Below are 16,553 nucleotides of genomic sequence, written 5' to 3'. Positions count from 1 at the left end.
GAGAGATCCGGGCACCGGTCGGATGCCGGACGGCCCGGACCGCAACCTCCGAGAGGGCAGAACATGCCGAAAGTCGCGCTGATCACCGGGATCACCGGGCAGGACGGGAGCTATCTCGCCGAACTCCTGCTCGGCAAGGGCTACGTCGTGCACGGGTTGAAACGCCGCTCGTCGAGCTTCAACACCGAGCGGATCGACCGGATCGACCTGCACCCCCGGGACCCGGACGCGCACCTCTTCCTGCACTACGGCGACCTGGCCGACCCGGCGGCGCTGACCGGGCTGCTCCGGGACATCCGCCCCGACGAGGTCTACAACCTCGGCGCGCAGAGCCACGTCCGGGTCTCCTTCGAGATCCCGAACTACACCGCCGACATCACCGGGCTGGGCGCAATCCGGATGCTCGACGCGATCCGGACCGCCAAACTCGACTGCCGGTACTACCAGGCGTCCTCGTCGGAGATGTTCGGCGCCACCCCGCCGCCGCAGCGGGAGAACACCCCGTTCCACCCGCGCAGCCCGTACGCCTGCGCCAAGGTCTTCGGCTACTGGGCGGCGGTCAACTACCGCGAAGCCTGGGGGATGTACGCGGTAAACGGCATCCTGTTCAACCACGAGAGTCCCCGGCGCGGCGAGAACTTCGTCACCCGCAAGATCACTCGGGCGATCGCCCGGATCGAGGCGGGCATGCAGGAGAAGCTCTACCTCGGCAACCTCGACGCGGTACGGGACTGGGGCTACGCCCCCGAGTACGTCGAGGCGATGTGGCTCGCGCTCCAGCAGGACGAGCCGGACGACTACGTGGTGGCCACCGGCACCGGGCACACCGTACGGGAGTTCCTGACCGCCGCGTTCGACCACGCCGGCCTGGACTGGGAGAAGTACGTGGCGATCGACCCCGCGTACTACCGGCCGTCCGAGGTGGACGCGCTGATCGGCGACGCCGCGAAGGCGCGCCGGAAACTCGGCTGGGCGCCGAAGACCCTCTTCCCCGACCTGGTTCGGATCATGGTCGACGCCGACCGGCAACTGCTGGAGGACGAGCGGACCGGCCGGCTCGTCCGGATCGACAGGTAGCCGGCCCGGGAGGGGACGACGAGGTGGAGATCAGAATCGACGGCACCGCCATCCTGCCCGGACACTCGGCCGGGGTGGAGGCGTTCACCTACGGCCTACTGCGGGGGCTCGCGGCGCAGCGGGCGCACCGGATCGAGGTGACGATCGTCCGGGGCACCCGGCGGAGCTGGCGACGCGAGGTGCCCGACGACGCGGGGGTGCACTGGACCGAGGTCCGGCAGCCGCTGCGGGCCGACGCCCCGCTCGGCGGCGGGCTGCGCCGGGTGCTGCCCCGGCAACTCCGGTCGGCGCCGCTGGCCCACCGCCTGGTCACCCTGCTGCGTAGCCGGGCCAACCCGGTGGCCGCCGACGACGACCGGGTCACCCTCTATCCGTTCGGTGGCGTGCCGGTCCGGGCCCGCCGCTCGGTGGTGGTGGTGCACGACATGCGCCGGTTCCACCTGCGCTACGACTCCGCGCCGATCACCGAGATCTTCGCCCGGAACATCGCCGAGGCCGACGCGCTGGTCGCCTCCTGGCCGCACCCGTACCAGCAGCTTCTGCGGACCTTTCCGGAGGCGGCGGCGAAGACGGCGCTGATCCCGCTGCCGGTCTTCCACGCCCGTCCGGCCGAGGTGCCGACGGAACCCGATCCCGGGCTGCTGCTCTACCCCTCCTCGACCGCGGCGCACAAGAACCACCTGAACCTGCTGGAGGCGCTCGCCCGGCTGCCGGAACTCCGGCTCGTCTGCCCCGGGCCGCTGGTGGAGCCGCAGGCCGGGCAGCTCACCGCCAGGGCGAGCGCGGCCGACCTGCGTACCCGGGTCGTCTTTCCGGGATTCGTGCCGGTGCCGGAGCTGGAGCGTCTCTACGCCCGGGCCGGTGCCGTGGTCGTGCCCTCGCTCTGGGAGGCGGCCAGCGGGGCGATCTTCGAGGCGTTCAGCTGGGGCCTGCCGGTGGCCTGTGCCGACGTGGAGCCGCTGCGTGCCCAGGTCGAGTTCGCCGGGGCCGAGGTCTGCTGGTTCGACCCGCACGACCCGGACTCCATCGCGGCGGCGATCCGCCGGCTGCTCGCCGACCGCGCCCGGTACGCGGCCGCCTCCCGGCGCGCTGCCGACCGGCTGGCGGCGCGTAGCTGGACGGAGACCGCCCGGGACTACGTAGCGGTACTCGACTGGGTGGCCGGCGGTCGTCGCGGTCCGGTCCCACAGTCACCATTCCTGACCCCGGACGCCGTCGGAGGCAACCCGTCATGAACCCCGCACTGCGCTATCCGGTCGCCCGCCCGTCCCTGACCGAACTGGAGGAGGCGTACCTGCTGGACGCCCTGCGCAGCGGTTGGATCTCCTCGCAGGGGCCGTACCTGCGCCGCTTCGAGGCGGAGTTCGCCGCCCACTGCGGCACCCCGACGGCGGTGGCGACCGGCAACGGCACGGTGGCCCTGCACCTGGTGCTCGCCGCCGCCGGGATCGGCCCGGGCGACGAGGTGGTGGTGCCCGCCCTGACCTACGTGGCGACCGCCAACGCGGTCAGCTACTGCGGTGCCCGGCCGGTCTTCGTCGACGTCGACCCGGCCACCTGGTGCCTCGACGTCGACCGGGTCGGCGCCGCGATCACCACCCGGACCAAGGCGGTCCTCGCGGTCGACCTGTACGGGCATCCGGCCGACTACCCGAGGCTCCGGGAGGTCTGCGCCGCACACGGCATCCTGCTGGTCGGCGACGCGGCCGAGTCCTTCGGCGCCCGGCTCGGCGGTACCGGCGCCGGCGCGCTGGCCGACGTCACCACCTTCTCGTTCTTCGGCAACAAGATCCTGACCAGTGGCGAGGGCGGCTGCGTCACCACCTTCGACCCGGCACTGGCCGAGCGGATGCGGCTGCTGCGCAACCAGGGGATGGATCCGCAGCGGCGCTACTACTTCCCGGTGGTCGGCTTCAACTACCGGCTCACCAACCTGGCCGCCGCACTGCTCTGCGCCCAACTGGAGCGGGGTACGGCGATGGTGCAGCGCCGCCAGCAGATCGTGGCGACGTACGAGAAGGCCTTCGCGGACCTCGACGCGCTGACGCCGCAGCCGGTGGCGGTCGGGGTCGAACGTGCCCCGTGGATGGCGTCCTTCCTGGTCGGTCCGGCCGGTGACGGCCAGCTCCGGGACCGGCTGGCGGCCGAACTGGACCGGCTCGGCGTCGAGACCCGGCCGTTCTTCGTGCCGATTCCGGACCTGCCGCCCTACCGGTCGGCCTCCGGCGGCGATTTCCCGGTCACCGCCGACCTGAGCCGGCGGGGCATCAACCTGCCGACCTATGCCGACCTGACCGATCCGGAGGCGCTGGACATCGCCGACCGGGTACGCACCGCGCTGGCCCGGCTCTCCACCGCCGGCCCGGCCTGACCACCGCCGGGCCGATCTGCGACCACCTTCGGTCCGGGCTGGCCCGCGTTCTCCAGCGCCGGGCTGGCCTGACCACCGCCGGCTCGCTCCCCGGTCCCCCGGTCACCCCACCGCCGTCGGTCAGACCGGTTCGAGCACCGGTTCCGCCCGGTGCCGGACCCGCAACAGCGAGCGGTAGCTCCACCACCAGCCGACGGCAGCGAGACAGGCGACTCCGGCCATCGCCCAGGCCGCCCCGGCCGCGCCGAACAGGTGCCCGGCCCCGACGACCGCGCCGACCCTGACCGGGGCGAGAGCCGCCCCCAGCAGCAGGGTCCGGGCGCCGGCCCGTTCGATCCGGTGCCCGGCGGCGGCGACCATGGTGGCCACCATGAGGACGCTCTCCAGGGCGAGCGCGGGCAGCAACGGGCGGGCGAACTCCCAGTTCCCGCCGAGCAGCGCCCGCCCGACGAGATCCGGCAGCGCGGGCAGGGCCAGCGCGAGCGGCCCGATCAGCACGAGCATGCCGCCGGTGACCCGGGCCGCCGCGCGGAGCCGGATCCGTGGCTCGGCGGCCACGGTCCGGGCGAGATACGGAATCAGCAGCGCGGAACTGGCGCCGATCAGCAGGGTGATCGGGCCGAGCGCCGTCCTCGCCCCGCCCAGCGCGCCGACCACCGCCGTTCCGGCCACCGCGGCCAGGGTGGCGGTGGCGAGTTGCGCCGTCCCCGAGCCGACCAGGAAGTGCAGGCCGAATGCGAAGGCGGTCCGGGTCTCGGCGCGCCCGACCGGCCAGCCTGGCAGCAGCGCGCAGCGCCGCCGGACCGCACCGAGGAAGCCGACGAACGCCCCCGAACCGGCCCACACCACGACGGCGGTCAGGGCGCTGACCCGGCTGGCCAGGGCGAGCCCGGCGCCGGCCGCGCTGGCCGCCGTCCAGAGCAGCTCGTACCGGAGGATCGGTCGGGGATCGGCGACGCCGAGACCGTACGCCCTGACGTGGTCGTAGAGCACCAGGCCGGGCAACGCCAGTCCGACGACGAGCAGGTAGCGGTTTCCGGCCAGTACCCCGACCGTGCCGACGAGGACTCCGGCAGTCCCGCCGAGCAGGCAGATCCGCCGGGTGGAACGGCGGAACGGCGCCGGGTCCCGCCGGTCCGCCTCGGCCAGCACCGACTCGGTGACCATGGCCCGGGCCAGGCCGGAGACGAGAACGTAGAGCGAGAAGGCCAGCGCGTACCGGCCGAGTTCGCCCAGGGAGCCGCCGTGCGCCACGGTGACGGCGAGCAGCATGTTGCCGAGGCTGGACGTCGCGGTGACGACGACGGCGATCGGAGCCCGTCCACCGGTGGGGATCCGGCGGCGCAGTCGCCGGAGGCTCGCCCGCCGGGCCGACCCGGCCGTCACCGGGCTGGTCGGCCGGTTCGGGGCACCGGCACCCGGCCGGGTGGAGGTGCCGGAACCGGCCGGTCCACCGGGGTACGCCGGGTCAGCAGCAGCACCAGGAAGACCGGCGCGGCTGCCACGGTGTTCTGGGTCGCGGCGATCATCGACTCCGGATGACCGTTCGACCAGAGCAGTGGTCCGGCCACCACGAAACAGAAGACGCTCAGCCGCAGCGGCCCGGGTGCCCCGCGCACCCGCAGCAGCAGCCCGGCGAGCAGTGCCCAGCCGCCGTAGTAGGCGACCACTCCGGCCCGGCCGTCGACGAAGTAGACGGTGCCCAGCGTGAGGAAGTTGAACGAGGACCTGTCGCTGCCGCCGAGGAACCTGTTGATCGCCCTACCGGTGGCCAGCGGTGGCCGGCCCGGGTCGAGGATCCGGGGCACCAGGCCGTACCGGAGGTAGCCGGCGGGGCCGGGCTGACCGACGTCCACAGGTACGTCGTAGGCGCTGGCCCGGCCGATCTGCTGGTCGAACCGGAGCCGGTCGGCGGCGGTCACCTCGTCGGAGACCTCGACGCCGTTCTCCTCGCGGATCGTGTTGCGCATCGTGAACACGGTCGGCCAGACCAGGAAGAGCAGCACGGCCGCGACCAGCACGTAGCGCGCCCGGATCACCCCGCAGATCGCGCCGGCCGCCGCCACGAAGGTGAGGTAGCTGACGAGCGGGGCGGAGATGGCGGTCAGGAAGACCAGCAGCACCTGCACGCCGACAAGCGCGGTGGTCCAGCGGTGGAGGCTGCCCAGCCGGGCGTGGCCACCGTGGAAACTGGCGACCAGGAGCGCGAAGGCGAGGTACTTCCAGCCGGAGAAGAGGGCCACCACGTTCAGCAGCGGCGACGCCGCCTGCGCCCCGGCGACCTGCGCGAAGACGCTGCCCCGCCCGGCGTACCCGCCGACGAGTTCCGCGACGATGCTCAGCACGGCCACCGCACGGGCGACGAGGAAGAGCCGAGGGTAGCCGGAGTTGGCCTCGGCGAAGCTCCGTCGACCCGGGTCGCGGGCGGCCCGGCCCCGCCCCGGCCGGTACAGCGGCGCCAGCACCGTCTCGACAAGTACCGTGGCGGCCAGGGCCAGGGCGAGCAGTCCGAGGATGAACCCGAGGTCGGGATTGCGGCTCAGCACCGCCATCGGCAACACCAGGATCAGGTACGGCGCCAGCAGCAGCACGCTCACCGGATAGCGCTGGAGGAACCGGACCAGCCGGGTACGGGCCGGCGCCGGTCGTACCGGCCGGGTCTGGTCGCTGCCGGGGGTCGTAGGTGTGGACGTGCCGGGGCGGCGTTGCCGGCCGGGCCACCCGGACGGGGCGTACGGGTCACCCCTGCGCGGGGAGGCGACGAGTTCCATCTACCGGTGACTCCGCCCGTCGGGCGGCACGTCCCGGCGCCGCCGGCCATCCGTCAACCCGGGTCCCCTCCCTGTCCCACCGTCAGCAGCAGGGTGGGCCACCAGGGTCAACGAGGCCGCCGGGCAACCGTCACGCCTGATTGCCGACCGTCTGCTCTGATTGCCGACCGTCACCTCGATGCGCCCGCGCCGTTCACCCCAATAGGGGCCATTTTGGACAAGCGTATTACCGTCATCGGGACGGCGGTCCGGTCCACCGCCTCCCGACACCCGCTCCGGCCCGCTCCGGGCTGCCCGGCGGACGACCCACGGCATGGCGCCCGGGCAGCACAGACTCGAAGGTGACTTCCAACGATGCGCGAGGCAGGACTGCCCACCGCCACCTCGGCCGGTCCGTTCCGGACAGCGCCCGGAGCCGCCCCTGCGGCGGGCACCCCGAGCCTGGCACCGGTCCGGGGCATCCCCGGGTTGCCGAACACCGCCGCGACCCGCCGGCACCGGAGCGTCCGACCCATCTTCTGGTACGGCGCGGCGGCAGTGGTCACCGCCGCGGTCTTCGGGCCGTACACCGCCCAGGCCGGGGTACGGACCGAGCAGATCGCGGTCTACGGACTGCTGCTGGTCGGCCTGGTCGCCGGCCGTCGGATCCGCGTCACCAGGCTGGGCGCGCTGGTACTGCTGCTGCTGATCACGGAGTTCCTGATCGCGGCCGCCGGCGGCTCGGTGCCGACCGGAGCCCCGGTCACGGTCGAGTCGGGCAGCCTGCTCGCCGGGATCGACAGCCTGCTGATGCCGATCGCCGTGTTGACGCTGACGCTGTTGATGGCGAGTTCGGGCGCGGATCCGCGCCGCCTGCTCCGGATCGTCTGCACCGTACTGGTCGTCGCGATGTGCGCCAACACCGTGCTGTCCTGCCTCTCGGTGCGTTTCGACCTCGCCCCGCTACTCGGAATCTTCTGGGAGAACCACGCCGGCCAGGAGAGCGTCGCGGTCCGAGCGGCCCAGTTGGGGCGCCTCAGCGGGATCTTCAACCAGCCGGCCGAGGCCGGGGCGCTCTACTCGGTCGCCCTGCTCGCCGCCGTCTACCGGTACCGCGACCGGACGGTGCCCTTCGTCCTCGCCACCGCACTGCTGACCATCGGTGGCGCACTCACCGTCTCGAAGATCTTCCTGCTGATCGGGCTGCCGCTCGGGCTCTGGCAGGTGGTCCGCTCGTTCGGGATCGCCCGGCCACGGGTCTGGGCACTCACCGCCTCGGTGCTGCTTGTGGTGCTGGCCGGTCAGTACGGCCTGCTGCCGTCCTGGACCGGCGTCGACTACCTCACCCGGCTGCTCCGGCCACCCGGCGACGGAGCCGATCTGGTCGGCTTCTACACCGCCGGCCGTCTCGGCGACACCCCCACCCTCCAGTACGTCTCCGAGGCGGTACTCGGCTCGTCGCCCTGGTGGGGGCTCGGTGCCGGGGGCGTCGCCTCCGCGTACGACAACGGCTGGATCGAGGCCCTCGCCGTCGCCGGCATGGTGGGCGTACTCCTGCACACCGGAATCCTCGGCTGCCTGGTCGTCGCCGCCTGCACCCGGCGGCCCGGCACCGACCGGGCGGCGGCCCGGTTCGCCGGCTGCCTGGTCATCGTGCTGGTCGGCGGCTCCCTGGGCCTGCCGATGCTCACCGCCAACCGGGTCGCCACGGTCGTCTGGCTGCTGGTCGGACTGCTGCTGTTCACTCCCGGCGCTCGGGCACCGGCAGCCGGTCCGGAGGCCGGCCGTGACCCTCACCACGCTCACCGGCCCGGTGCACTCGGGACATCGACCCGCAAGGCGTCCAGGAGGACCAAAAACGTGAAAGTGGCCCCTTAGCCCTCAGCCAGGGACTAAGTGTGGTTTACCCGTCGGGCGTTCCCCGTTGAGCTGCCCGAATACTGCTCACACCAGCACACCAGGAGGCTCCATGCCGCCCAGCGCCGCCGCCACGACCGGAAGCCCGTCGACCGCCCGGCGCCGGCGACCCGGATTGGACCGGGCGGCGCTCCTGGCCATCGACGCCGCGGCCTGGACGATCGGCTTCGGCGCGGGCGCCTGGACGAGATACGAGTTCGACCTGACCCCGAGCCAACTCGTCCGGGCACTCGCCGTCGGCATGCTCGCCGCCGCGCTGCACGCCACGATCGCCTCGGTCGGCCGCCGCTACCTGGGCCGGCACCCGCTCGGCAGCCTGCCCGACCTGCGCGCCCTCTCGGTCGCGGTCGCCGGCACCGCGATCCTGGTGTTCCTGGCCGACATCGCCCAACCGGACCGGCCGGTCCCGGCCAGTACCCCGCTGGTCGGTTCGGCGGTGGCCCTGCTGCTGATGGTCTGTGCCCGGGCGGCGTACCGGCACCGCCGGGACCGCTGGCTGCGCCCGGACACCCGGTCGGCGACCCCGGTGCTGCTGTTCGGCCTCGGCTCGGCCGGCCAGGGCCTGCTGCGCGCCCTGGTCACCGATCCACAGGGCAGATACCTGCCGGTCGGGCTGCTCGACGACGACCTCGACAAGCGGAACCTGCGTATCGACGGCGTCCGGATGCTCGGCGGTCGCGGGCAGATCCGGGAGGCGGTCGCGCAGACCGGTGCCACCACGGTGATCTTCTCGGTGGCGAACGCGGACGCCGACCTGATCCGGGAGATCCGGGACGCCACGCTACAGGCCGGGGCCGACTTCAAGGTGCTGCCGCCGGTCTCCGAGCTGGTCGACCACCGCATCGGCGTCGCCGACGTGCGCGACGTGGAGATCGACGACCTGCTGGGGCGCCGGCAGGTGGCCTCCGCCCTGGTCACCGCCGACTCGACGCTGACCGGGCAACGGGTACTGGTGACCGGCGCCGGTGGCTCGATCGGCGCCGAACTGTGCCGGCAGATCCTCCGGGCCGATCCCGCCGAGTTGATGATGCTCGACCGGGACGAGTCGGCACTGCACAGTCTCCAGTTGTCGGTCACCGGTCGGGCACTGCTGGACGGGCCGGAACTCATCCTGGCCGACCTGCGGGACAACGAGGGAATCGCGCGAATCATTCGCCAGCGGCGCCCGGACGTCATTTTCCACGCCGCCGCACTCAAACACCTGACGCTGTTGCAGCGGCATCCCGGAGAGGCCATCAAGACGAATATCTGGGGCACCCTGTCGGTCCTGAACGCCGCTCGGGACGTCGCCAGATTCGTGAACATATCAACCGACAAGGCGGCGAACCCGATCAGCGTACTCGGCTATTCGAAGCGGATCACCGAACGGCTGACCGCGTACGCCGCCGCGAACAGTCCCGGCACATTCCTCAGCGTACGGTTCGGAAATGTGCTGAGCAGTCGGGGATCGGTGGTGACCGCGTTCCGGGCGCAGATCGACGCCGGCCTGCCGATCACGGTGACGCACCCCGACGTCACCCGCTATCTGATGAGCGTGCACGAGGCGGTGCAGCTGGTACTCCAGGCGGCGGCGATCGGGCGGGACGGCGAGGCGCTGGTGCTCGACATGGGCGCCCCGGTACGCATCGACGACCTGGCCAGGCAACTCGCCGCGCAGGTACCGGGCCAGCCGAGGATCGTCTACACCGGCCTGCGGCCCGGCGAGAAGCTGCACGAGGACCTGCTCGGTGACGGCGAGGTCGACGTACGGCCGCTGCACCCGCTCGTCTCGCACGTCTCGGTACCGCCGATGAACCCGAGCGAGGTGACCGGACTCGACCCCTTCGACGAGCCGGAGAAGGTGGTCGAACGCCTCGCCTGGCTCTGTGCCCAACCGGAGGGTCCCATCCCACCCGTGGCGCTGGTGCCGAATACCCGAAACGCTCGCCCATCCTCGTCCCGGTTGACGTGAGGCCGGTCGGGAATTGGACACGCCGCTGGCGGGTCGTCGCACGCCGTAGCAGGATTTCGGGAGATCGCCGCCGGAGCGGGCGGCTACTGTCACCCGCCTGTCGACACCTTTCTTCAGCTGTCGAAATGCGAGTGGCCCGCCGAACAAAATTCGCGTTACCTAATTACCAGCGCGATGTTCGGCGAGGGTTTCCACAGTCACCGATCTCCTGGAGACAGCACCGTGACCGAGAAATTCGGCCTGATCGGCTTCGGCTACTGGGGTACCAACCTCGCCCGCAACCTGCACACGCTCGCCGGGGACCGGTGGCGCTACCTGGTGGACGCCAGCCCGGACCGGCGCAGGGCGGCCACCCAGCACTACCCGAGGGTGCGGGCCACCGGCGACGTGGACGCGGTGCTCGGTGACGAGGAGGTCCGGGCGGTCCTGATCGCCACCCCGGCGCCGAGCCACGCCCCGCTGGCCCGCCGGGCGCTGGCCGCCGGCAAGCACGTCTTCGTCGAGAAGCCGCTGGCGATGTCGGTCGCCGACGCGGTCGCGCTCGCCGAGACCGCCGACCGGTACGGCCTGGTGCTGATGGTCGGGCACACCTTCGAGTACGTCCCGGCGGTCGAACGGATGCGCGACTACATCCGGTGCGGTGAGATCGGCGACGTCCTCTACCTGCACTCCCAGCGGCTCAACCTCGGCCGGATCCAGAACGACCTGCACACCTTCTGGTCGATCGGCCCGCACGATGTCTCGATCGCCAACTACCTGCTCGACGCCGAGCCGCGCTGGGTCGCCGCCCAGGGCGGGCGCTATCTGCACGACGGCGTCGAGGACGTCACGTTCGTCACCGTCGGCTATCCCGGCGAGGTGGTGGCGCACATGCACGTGAGCTGGCTGGACCCGGCGAAGACCCGGCGCACCACTGTGGTCGGTACCCGACGGATGCTCGTCTACGACGACCTGAACACCAATGCCCGGCTCACCGTGCACGACAAGGGGGCGGAACCACTGGAACCCGACGGGAACGGCGTACGGCGCTACCGGCTGCGCGACGACGCTGTGCACGTACCCGTGCTCTCCTCGGCCGAACCGCTGAGCCTGGAGTTGCGGCACTTCCTGGACTGTGTGCGGACCGGGGCACGGCCCCGGACCGACGGCTGGAACGGCGCCCGGGTGGTGGCGGTGCTGGAGGCCGCCGACGCCTCGCTGCGGGCCGGCGGCGCGACAGTGCCGGTGCCGCCGGTCCCCGGCCCGGTGGAGGCCGCGCCGGGGCGCGGGCGCCCGCATCCGGACGGCCCGCAGCCCGACCTGACCACGGCGGCACACTGACCAGACTGGAGCGTGACATGTCCCGAATTCCACTTGTCGACCTGGCCGCCGCCTACGACCGGCACCGGGAGGCGATCGACGCGGCGATCCGCGCGGTCGTCGAGGACACCCGGTTCATCCTCGGCCGCGAGGTCGGTGAGTTCGAGTCGGCGTTCGCCGCCTTCTGCGGCACCTCGCACGCGGTCGGGGTCGCCTCCGGCACGGCCGCCATCCACCTGAGCCTGGCCGCGCTCGGGATCGGACCCGGCGACGAGGTGGCGGTGCCGGCGCACACCTTCGTCGCCACCGCCGAACCGGTGAGCTGGCTGGGTGCCCGGCCGCGCTTCGTCGAGGTGGACGCCGAGACCGGCGGGATGGACCCGGACGCGCTGAAGTCGGTCCTCGACCGGGTCCGGGCGGTACTCCCGGTGCACCTCTACGGCCTGCCGGTCGACCTGACCGCGATCGGCGCACTCGCCACCGCCGCCGGGGTGCCGCTGATCGAGGACGCCGCGCAGGCGCACGGCGCCGAGTACCTGCACGACGACGGTACGGTCGTCCGGGCCGGGGCGTACGGCCGGATCGGCTGCTTCTCGTTCTATCCCGGCAAGAACCTCGGCGCGTTCGGCGACGCGGGGGCGGTCACCACCTCCGACCCGGTTCTCGCCGAGCGGATCCGCCGACTGGCCGACCACGGCCGGACCAGCAAGTACGAGCACCTCACCGTCGGCTACGCGGCCCGGCTGGACACGATCCAGGCGGCGGTACTCACGGTCAAGCTGGGCACCCTGGCCGAGGGGAACCGGCGGCGGCGGGAACTGGCCGCGGCGTACCGGTCCAGACTGGACGGCGTCGGCGACCTGGTACTGCCGACCGAGCCGCCGAACCGGCGCGGCGTCCACCACCTCTTCGTACTCCGGACCCGTTACCGGGACGGGCTGCTGGCGCACCTGCGCGACGCCGGGATCGGTGCCGGGGTGCACTATCCGGTCCCGTTGCACCTGCAACCGGCGTACGCCTCGCTCGGGTACGGGCCCGGCGACCTGCCGGTGACCGAGGCGTGGGCCCGGGAGTGTCTCTCCCTGCCGATCTATCCGGAACTCACCGAAGAGCAACTGGAGACGGTCGTCGCCGAGATACGCGGCTACTTCGAGCGGGTGTGACGGAAAGGTCCGTTCGACAGCCTGGGCGGACCGGCCGGTTGCCGTACACCGCAGCGCACACTGTCCACTCCGGTATCCGACGGCGTCCGATTTGACAACAACGCCCTGTTGTGTTTTCGCTACAATGAGCCGCGACCACGTCACCCAACACGGGGAGGGGTTGCGATGAGTCCGGTCGTTCCAGCGGTCGGCGGCGCAGCCGCCGCGATCAGTGCGGCAGCCGCAGCGGTGATCGGCCAGATCAATGTCGAGATCGACGGTCTGGCGAGCGCGGCGGCGGCGATGCGCGAGGAACTCAAGGAGGGCTACCGCACCCAGGTCCCGCCGGTGCACGACGCCATGCAGCAGGGCGCCACCATCGGCGACCGGCTGGAGGGTGACGACTGGCTGCACCTGCAGGACCGCTACGACGAGTGCATCCGGAAGAGCCTGGAGGCACTGGTCAACCTGGACAAGGGGACCCAGGCGGTGGCGCAGGCGGCGGAACGGATCGCCGCCAACTACCGCGGCTCCGACGCGTTCGCACAGGCGACGGTGAGCGACGTGCACGAGGTTCTGCCGCCGACCGAACAGACCAGGCCGGGATCCGGCGCGAAGCCGACCGCATCCACCCCCACCGGAGGCAACGGCAATGGCTGAGGAGTACATCCCGCACCTGTGGCGCCTGGTCGAGGCGGCGCAGCAGCGCCTTCAGCCGAGCCGGGAGCAGGTGTCGGCCTGGGAGCGGGCGTCCAGCATGCTCAGCGGCCACGCGGCCCGGTTGCAGAGCTGCCGTAACCAGCTGGCCGCGCTGTGGCCGCCGGAGCAGAACGCGGCCTCGGCCGCGTACATGGTCGAGCTGGACCGGCTGATCGAGGCGAGCCGGCAGACGTCGACGGCCGCCCAGAACAACGCCACGCAGATCGGGCACGTGGCGGACGCCATCGACCAGGCCCGGACCAAGCTGGAGCCGATCTACAAGGAATACCTGGAGAACCAGCGGAAGCTGGCCGACTACCAGCGGCAGGTGGAGCTGGCCGGCGACATCGGCGGGACGGCGGGCGGAGCCGCCGCGTCACGGTTCGGCCTGACCGCCCTGGGGCAGAAAGCCGGGGACTTCCTCGGCGAGGGCGCGATGAAGGTGCTCACCGACCCGCCGGTCAGCGACGCCCAGCAGGCGGCGCTGGTCGCCCGGGCCCGCGCGGTGCAGACGGAGATGGACGGCGCGGCGCGGGACGGCAGCGGCCGGATCCAACCGCCGCCGGAGTACGTCCCCCCGACGACCATCAACGACGAGGCGCGAGAGATCGACGACGACTCGAACAGCACGGTCCGGCCGCCGATCGTGAACCCGCCGCCACGTCGCCGGGGCGGTGCGGAGGATGACCGGCCCGGCTTCGTCGACGGAGAACCGCCGTCGACAATCCACACCGAACTGACCCCGGACGAGGTCGTCACCCCACCCAGCTATCCGCCGGGTGACGGTCCGCTCCTGACCGGTGGCCCTCCCCCGACCACCCTGCCACCCCCGCCGGTGACTCCGGTTCCGCCCGCCCCGCCGGGCGGTGTTCCGGCGCCGGTGCCGCCGATCGTCGCGCCGACGCCCATCGGCGTTCCGCCCAGCATCGGCGGACCGCCGGGCGTCGGCCCGGGACTCGGCGGCGGCCCGCGCGGCGGTCCCAACGTGCCGGGCAAGGTCGGCCCGTTCGGCTCGGTCCCGACCGGAGCGCCGCCGAACGGCGTCATCGGTGCCCGCCCCGCAGGAGGCGTCGGGATGCCCCCCGGTGGTGCCGGCGGTGCTCGTCCGGGCGGCGTACCCCGGGCGGTGAATCCGGTCGGCGGCGTCATCGGGCCGCAGGGTGGTGCCGGTGGGGCCGGTGCCGGGCCGGCCGGCGCGCGGGCGGGTACCCGGCGTCCCGGCACGCCTGGCGGGACGGGCGGTGCCGGCATGCTCGGCACGGCCGGTGCTGGTGGTGCTGCTCGCGGACGCCGCGACTCCGACGAACCGGAGCAGCAGTGGGATCCCGACAACCCGTGGGAGGTCGCGCAGGGCGTCGCGCCCGAGATCGAGCCGAACCGGGACGTCGGTCGGCACGAGCCCGGCAGCGGGATCCTCGGGAAGGACAGGTGAGGAGAGGCACCGGGTTGCACGCACGGCTGCCGCGCTGGTGCGCGGCAGCCGTCTGCGGTCTGCTCGCGGTAACGCTCGGGGTGCAACCCGCGTCAGCGGATGCGATCCGGGACCGGCAGTGGCACCTGCGGGCGCTCGGCGTCGCCGAGGCGCACCGGGTCACCCAGGGCGCCGGGGTCGTGGTGGCGGTGCTCGACACCGGGGTACGGGCGGACCACCGGGACCTGACCGGCAACGTCCTGCCCGGCGTCGACGTGACCGGCGCGGAGACCGACGGCCGGCAGGACACCGACGGACACGGCACCGCGATGGCGGGACTGATCGCGGGGCACGGGCACGGGTCCGGCAACGCCGACGGAGTCCTCGGAATCGCCCCGAAGGCCAAGATCCTGCCGGTCCGCGCCATGCGTGCCGAGTCCGGTGCCGGGGACGACCTGCCGCAGGCCATCCGGGAGGCGGTCCGCCGCAAAGCGGGAGTGTTGTCGCTGTCGCTCAGCGGTGGTGCCGGGGACGAACTGGAGCGGGCGGTCGAGGAGGCGCTGGCCGCCGACGTCGTACTGGTGGCCGCCGTCGGAAACCGGCCGGACGACGGGTTCGTCGGTTATCCAGCCGCCTACCCGGGAGTGCTCGCGGTGGGTGCCACCGGGCAGGACGGGAAGCTGGCCCCGGTCAGTGTCACCGGCAATGCCGTCGGGCTCGTCGCCCCGGGGGTGGACATCGCTTCCACCAGCCGGACCGGGGCGTACCGGTCCGGCACCGGTACCAGCGACTCCACGGCGATCGTGGCCGGGGCGGCCGCCCTGGTCCGGGCGAAGTATCCCGACCTCTCCGCCGCCGAGGTGGTGCACCGGCTCACCGCCACCGCCACCGACCGGGGCGCCCCGGGCCGGGATCCCGAGTACGGCCACGGGGTACTCAACCTCGTCGCGGCGCTGACCGCCGCCGTCGAGCCGGCCGGGGCGCAGCCGGGTCCGGGGACCGGTGCGACTCCCACGGCCGACGTGACCTCACCGGACGTGGCCGCTCCCCCGCCCCGCCACGGGTCGACCGAACTCCAGCTCAGCCCGGCCGCGTACGCGATCGGCGGATTCTGCCTGCTGGTGGTGCTGGCCGGCGCCGGGGTACTCGGCTGGGTGCTGGTCCGGGGCCGGCGCCGCCGACGGGGCAACTCGGGGCCGCCAGCCGTACCCGGACAGCCGGTGCCGGTCCATCCCGCCCCGGTGGCGAGGTATCCGGGACCACCGACTGCCCGGCCCTACCCGTCCGCTCCACCGACGGCGCCGGAACATCCGGGTGGCCATCCGCCCGGCCACGGCCTGTCGGCACCGCCGCCCGGCTACGGCCCGCAGGGACCGCCCTACCCACCGGGGCCACCCGGGGCACCGCGCGGATAGCCCGTCCGGCTCGGGCTCGGCCGGCACCGGCCGGAGATGGGGCGTACCGTGCTCCAGATGCGGCAGGGCGGGTCCGGGGACTGGGCAGAGCAACGACGGCAGGCGATCACCGCCCGGGCGATGGCCGACCAGCGCCGCCGGGAGGCGGAGGACGAGGAGGCGCGGCTGCTCGTCGAGTCGTTCGCGGCGGCAGCCCGGGAGCGCGGACTGCGCCAGACCAGGCTGAGGGCGCTCGGCTACGACGGCCGGACCCGCTACCGCACCAACCTCACCGGCTGGTACCTGGACCTCGCCCGGATCCACGCGGTGGACGCGGCCGGGAACTTCTACCTGCTGACCGTGCCGACCAGCCTGCGTGCCCGGTTGACCGGGGTGACGCCGCAACCGCAGCCGCCGAAGCTGGTGGTCGGGGAGGGCGGGCCGGACGGCCAGTCGATGCCGCTGGCGGCGCTGCTGCGCAAGCGACTGGACGCCGGTGACAGGTGGCCCGAGACGCCGTCGCCACGGGACTGACCGGGCGC

The 16,553-nt window shown here is 72.9% G+C and carries 13 protein-coding genes; 11 read left to right on the top strand and 2 right to left on the bottom strand.

From position 1 onward, the window contains the following. Positions 1–63: 63 nt before the first annotated feature. From gmd to CLT71_RS00610, 3 genes are read left to right on the top strand one after another with little or no spacing between them, the layout of a single operon-like run. The gene (gmd, locus tag CLT71_RS00620; protein ID WP_101365360.1) at positions 64–1,077 is read left to right on the top strand and encodes a GDP-mannose 4,6-dehydratase; all 1,014 of its coding nucleotides are present in this window, start codon (positions 64–66) and stop codon (positions 1,075–1,077) included. Between the two features lie 23 nt (positions 1,078–1,100). Next, complete coding sequence (locus tag CLT71_RS00615) at positions 1,101–2,312, top strand: glycosyltransferase (protein WP_101365359.1); 1,212 nt, start codon at positions 1,101–1,103, stop codon at positions 2,310–2,312. Further along, positions 2,309–3,448, top strand: a complete 1,140-nt coding sequence (locus tag CLT71_RS00610) for a DegT/DnrJ/EryC1/StrS aminotransferase family protein (protein ID WP_101365358.1) — start codon at positions 2,309–2,311, stop codon at positions 3,446–3,448. Before CLT71_RS00615 ends, CLT71_RS00610 begins: the two co-directional genes overlap by 4 nt. A 120-nt stretch (positions 3,449–3,568) precedes the next feature. Here the strand turns inward: CLT71_RS00610 and CLT71_RS00605 are convergent, their stop codons facing one another. Continuing rightward, positions 3,569–4,834, bottom strand: a complete 1,266-nt coding sequence (locus CLT71_RS00605; RefSeq protein ID WP_101365357.1) for an MATE family efflux transporter — start codon at positions 4,832–4,834, stop codon at positions 3,569–3,571. After that, complete coding sequence (locus CLT71_RS00600) at positions 4,831–6,219, bottom strand: hypothetical protein (protein ID WP_101365356.1); 1,389 nt, start codon at positions 6,217–6,219, stop codon at positions 4,831–4,833. Before CLT71_RS00600 ends, CLT71_RS00605 begins: the two co-directional genes overlap by 4 nt. A 354-nt stretch (positions 6,220–6,573) precedes the next feature. Here CLT71_RS00600 and CLT71_RS00595 point away from each other — a divergent pair, with 354 nt between their 5' ends. The 8 genes from CLT71_RS00595 (at position 6,574) to CLT71_RS00560 (ending at position 16,545) form a co-directional block, all read left to right on the top strand. After that, positions 6,574–8,076, top strand: a complete 1,503-nt coding sequence (locus CLT71_RS00595; RefSeq protein ID WP_101365355.1) for a hypothetical protein — start codon at positions 6,574–6,576, stop codon at positions 8,074–8,076. A gap of 91 nt (positions 8,077–8,167) precedes the next feature. Beyond that, the gene (locus CLT71_RS00590) at positions 8,168–10,066 is read left to right on the top strand and encodes a nucleoside-diphosphate sugar epimerase/dehydratase (protein WP_199187454.1); all 1,899 of its coding nucleotides are present in this window, start codon (positions 8,168–8,170) and stop codon (positions 10,064–10,066) included. 222 nt (positions 10,067–10,288) lie between these two features. Next, positions 10,289–11,386, top strand: a complete 1,098-nt coding sequence (locus tag CLT71_RS00585) for a Gfo/Idh/MocA family protein (protein WP_158242136.1) — start codon at positions 10,289–10,291, stop codon at positions 11,384–11,386. A gap of 17 nt (positions 11,387–11,403) precedes the next feature. Next, a complete protein-coding gene (locus CLT71_RS00580) occupies positions 11,404–12,528 on the top strand; it encodes a DegT/DnrJ/EryC1/StrS aminotransferase family protein (RefSeq protein ID WP_101365353.1) in 1,125 nt (374 codons plus the stop codon). 165 nt (positions 12,529–12,693) lie between these two features. Further along, entirely contained in the window at positions 12,694–13,167 is a 474-nt protein-coding gene (locus CLT71_RS00575; RefSeq protein ID WP_101365352.1) for a hypothetical protein, read from the top strand. Further along, a complete protein-coding gene (locus CLT71_RS00570; protein ID WP_101365351.1) occupies positions 13,160–14,638 on the top strand; it encodes a hypothetical protein in 1,479 nt (492 codons plus the stop codon). The genes CLT71_RS00575 and CLT71_RS00570 overlap by 8 nt, the downstream gene beginning before the upstream one ends. 14 nt (positions 14,639–14,652) lie before the next feature. Then, on the top strand, positions 14,653–16,032 hold the full coding sequence (locus CLT71_RS00565) for a S8 family serine peptidase (protein ID WP_486482959.1): 1,380 nt from the start codon (positions 14,653–14,655) through the stop codon (positions 16,030–16,032). Positions 16,033–16,089: 57 nt separating this feature from the next. Then, positions 16,090–16,545, top strand: a complete 456-nt coding sequence (locus tag CLT71_RS00560) for a hypothetical protein (protein ID WP_486482958.1) — start codon at positions 16,090–16,092, stop codon at positions 16,543–16,545. Positions 16,546–16,553 lie beyond the last annotated feature (8 nt).

The organism is Plantactinospora sp. CNZ320, assembly GCF_002846275.1.
Note: the sequence above shows the minus strand (reverse complement) of the source record. Positions and strands in the feature narration are given on the sequence as shown.

Coding starts and splice junctions, on each gene's coding strand:
- CLT71_RS00580 (WP_101365353.1), top strand. CDS start 11,404: ATGTCCCGAATTCCACTTGTCGACCTGGCCGCCGCCTACGACCGGCAC.
- CLT71_RS00610 (WP_101365358.1), top strand. CDS start 2,309: ATGAACCCCGCACTGCGCTATCCGGTCGCCCGCCCGTCCCTGACCGAA.
- CLT71_RS00590 (WP_199187454.1), top strand. CDS start 8,168: ATGCCGCCCAGCGCCGCCGCCACGACCGGAAGCCCGTCGACCGCCCGG.
- CLT71_RS00560 (WP_486482958.1), top strand. CDS start 16,090: ATGCGGCAGGGCGGGTCCGGGGACTGGGCAGAGCAACGACGGCAGGCG.
- CLT71_RS00575 (WP_101365352.1), top strand. CDS start 12,694: ATGAGTCCGGTCGTTCCAGCGGTCGGCGGCGCAGCCGCCGCGATCAGT.
- CLT71_RS00570 (WP_101365351.1), top strand. CDS start 13,160: ATGGCTGAGGAGTACATCCCGCACCTGTGGCGCCTGGTCGAGGCGGCG.
- CLT71_RS00600 (WP_101365356.1), bottom strand. CDS start 6,219: ATGGAACTCGTCGCCTCCCCGCGCAGGGGTGACCCGTACGCCCCGTCC.
- gmd (WP_101365360.1), top strand. CDS start 64: ATGCCGAAAGTCGCGCTGATCACCGGGATCACCGGGCAGGACGGGAGC.
- CLT71_RS00595 (WP_101365355.1), top strand. CDS start 6,574: ATGCGCGAGGCAGGACTGCCCACCGCCACCTCGGCCGGTCCGTTCCGG.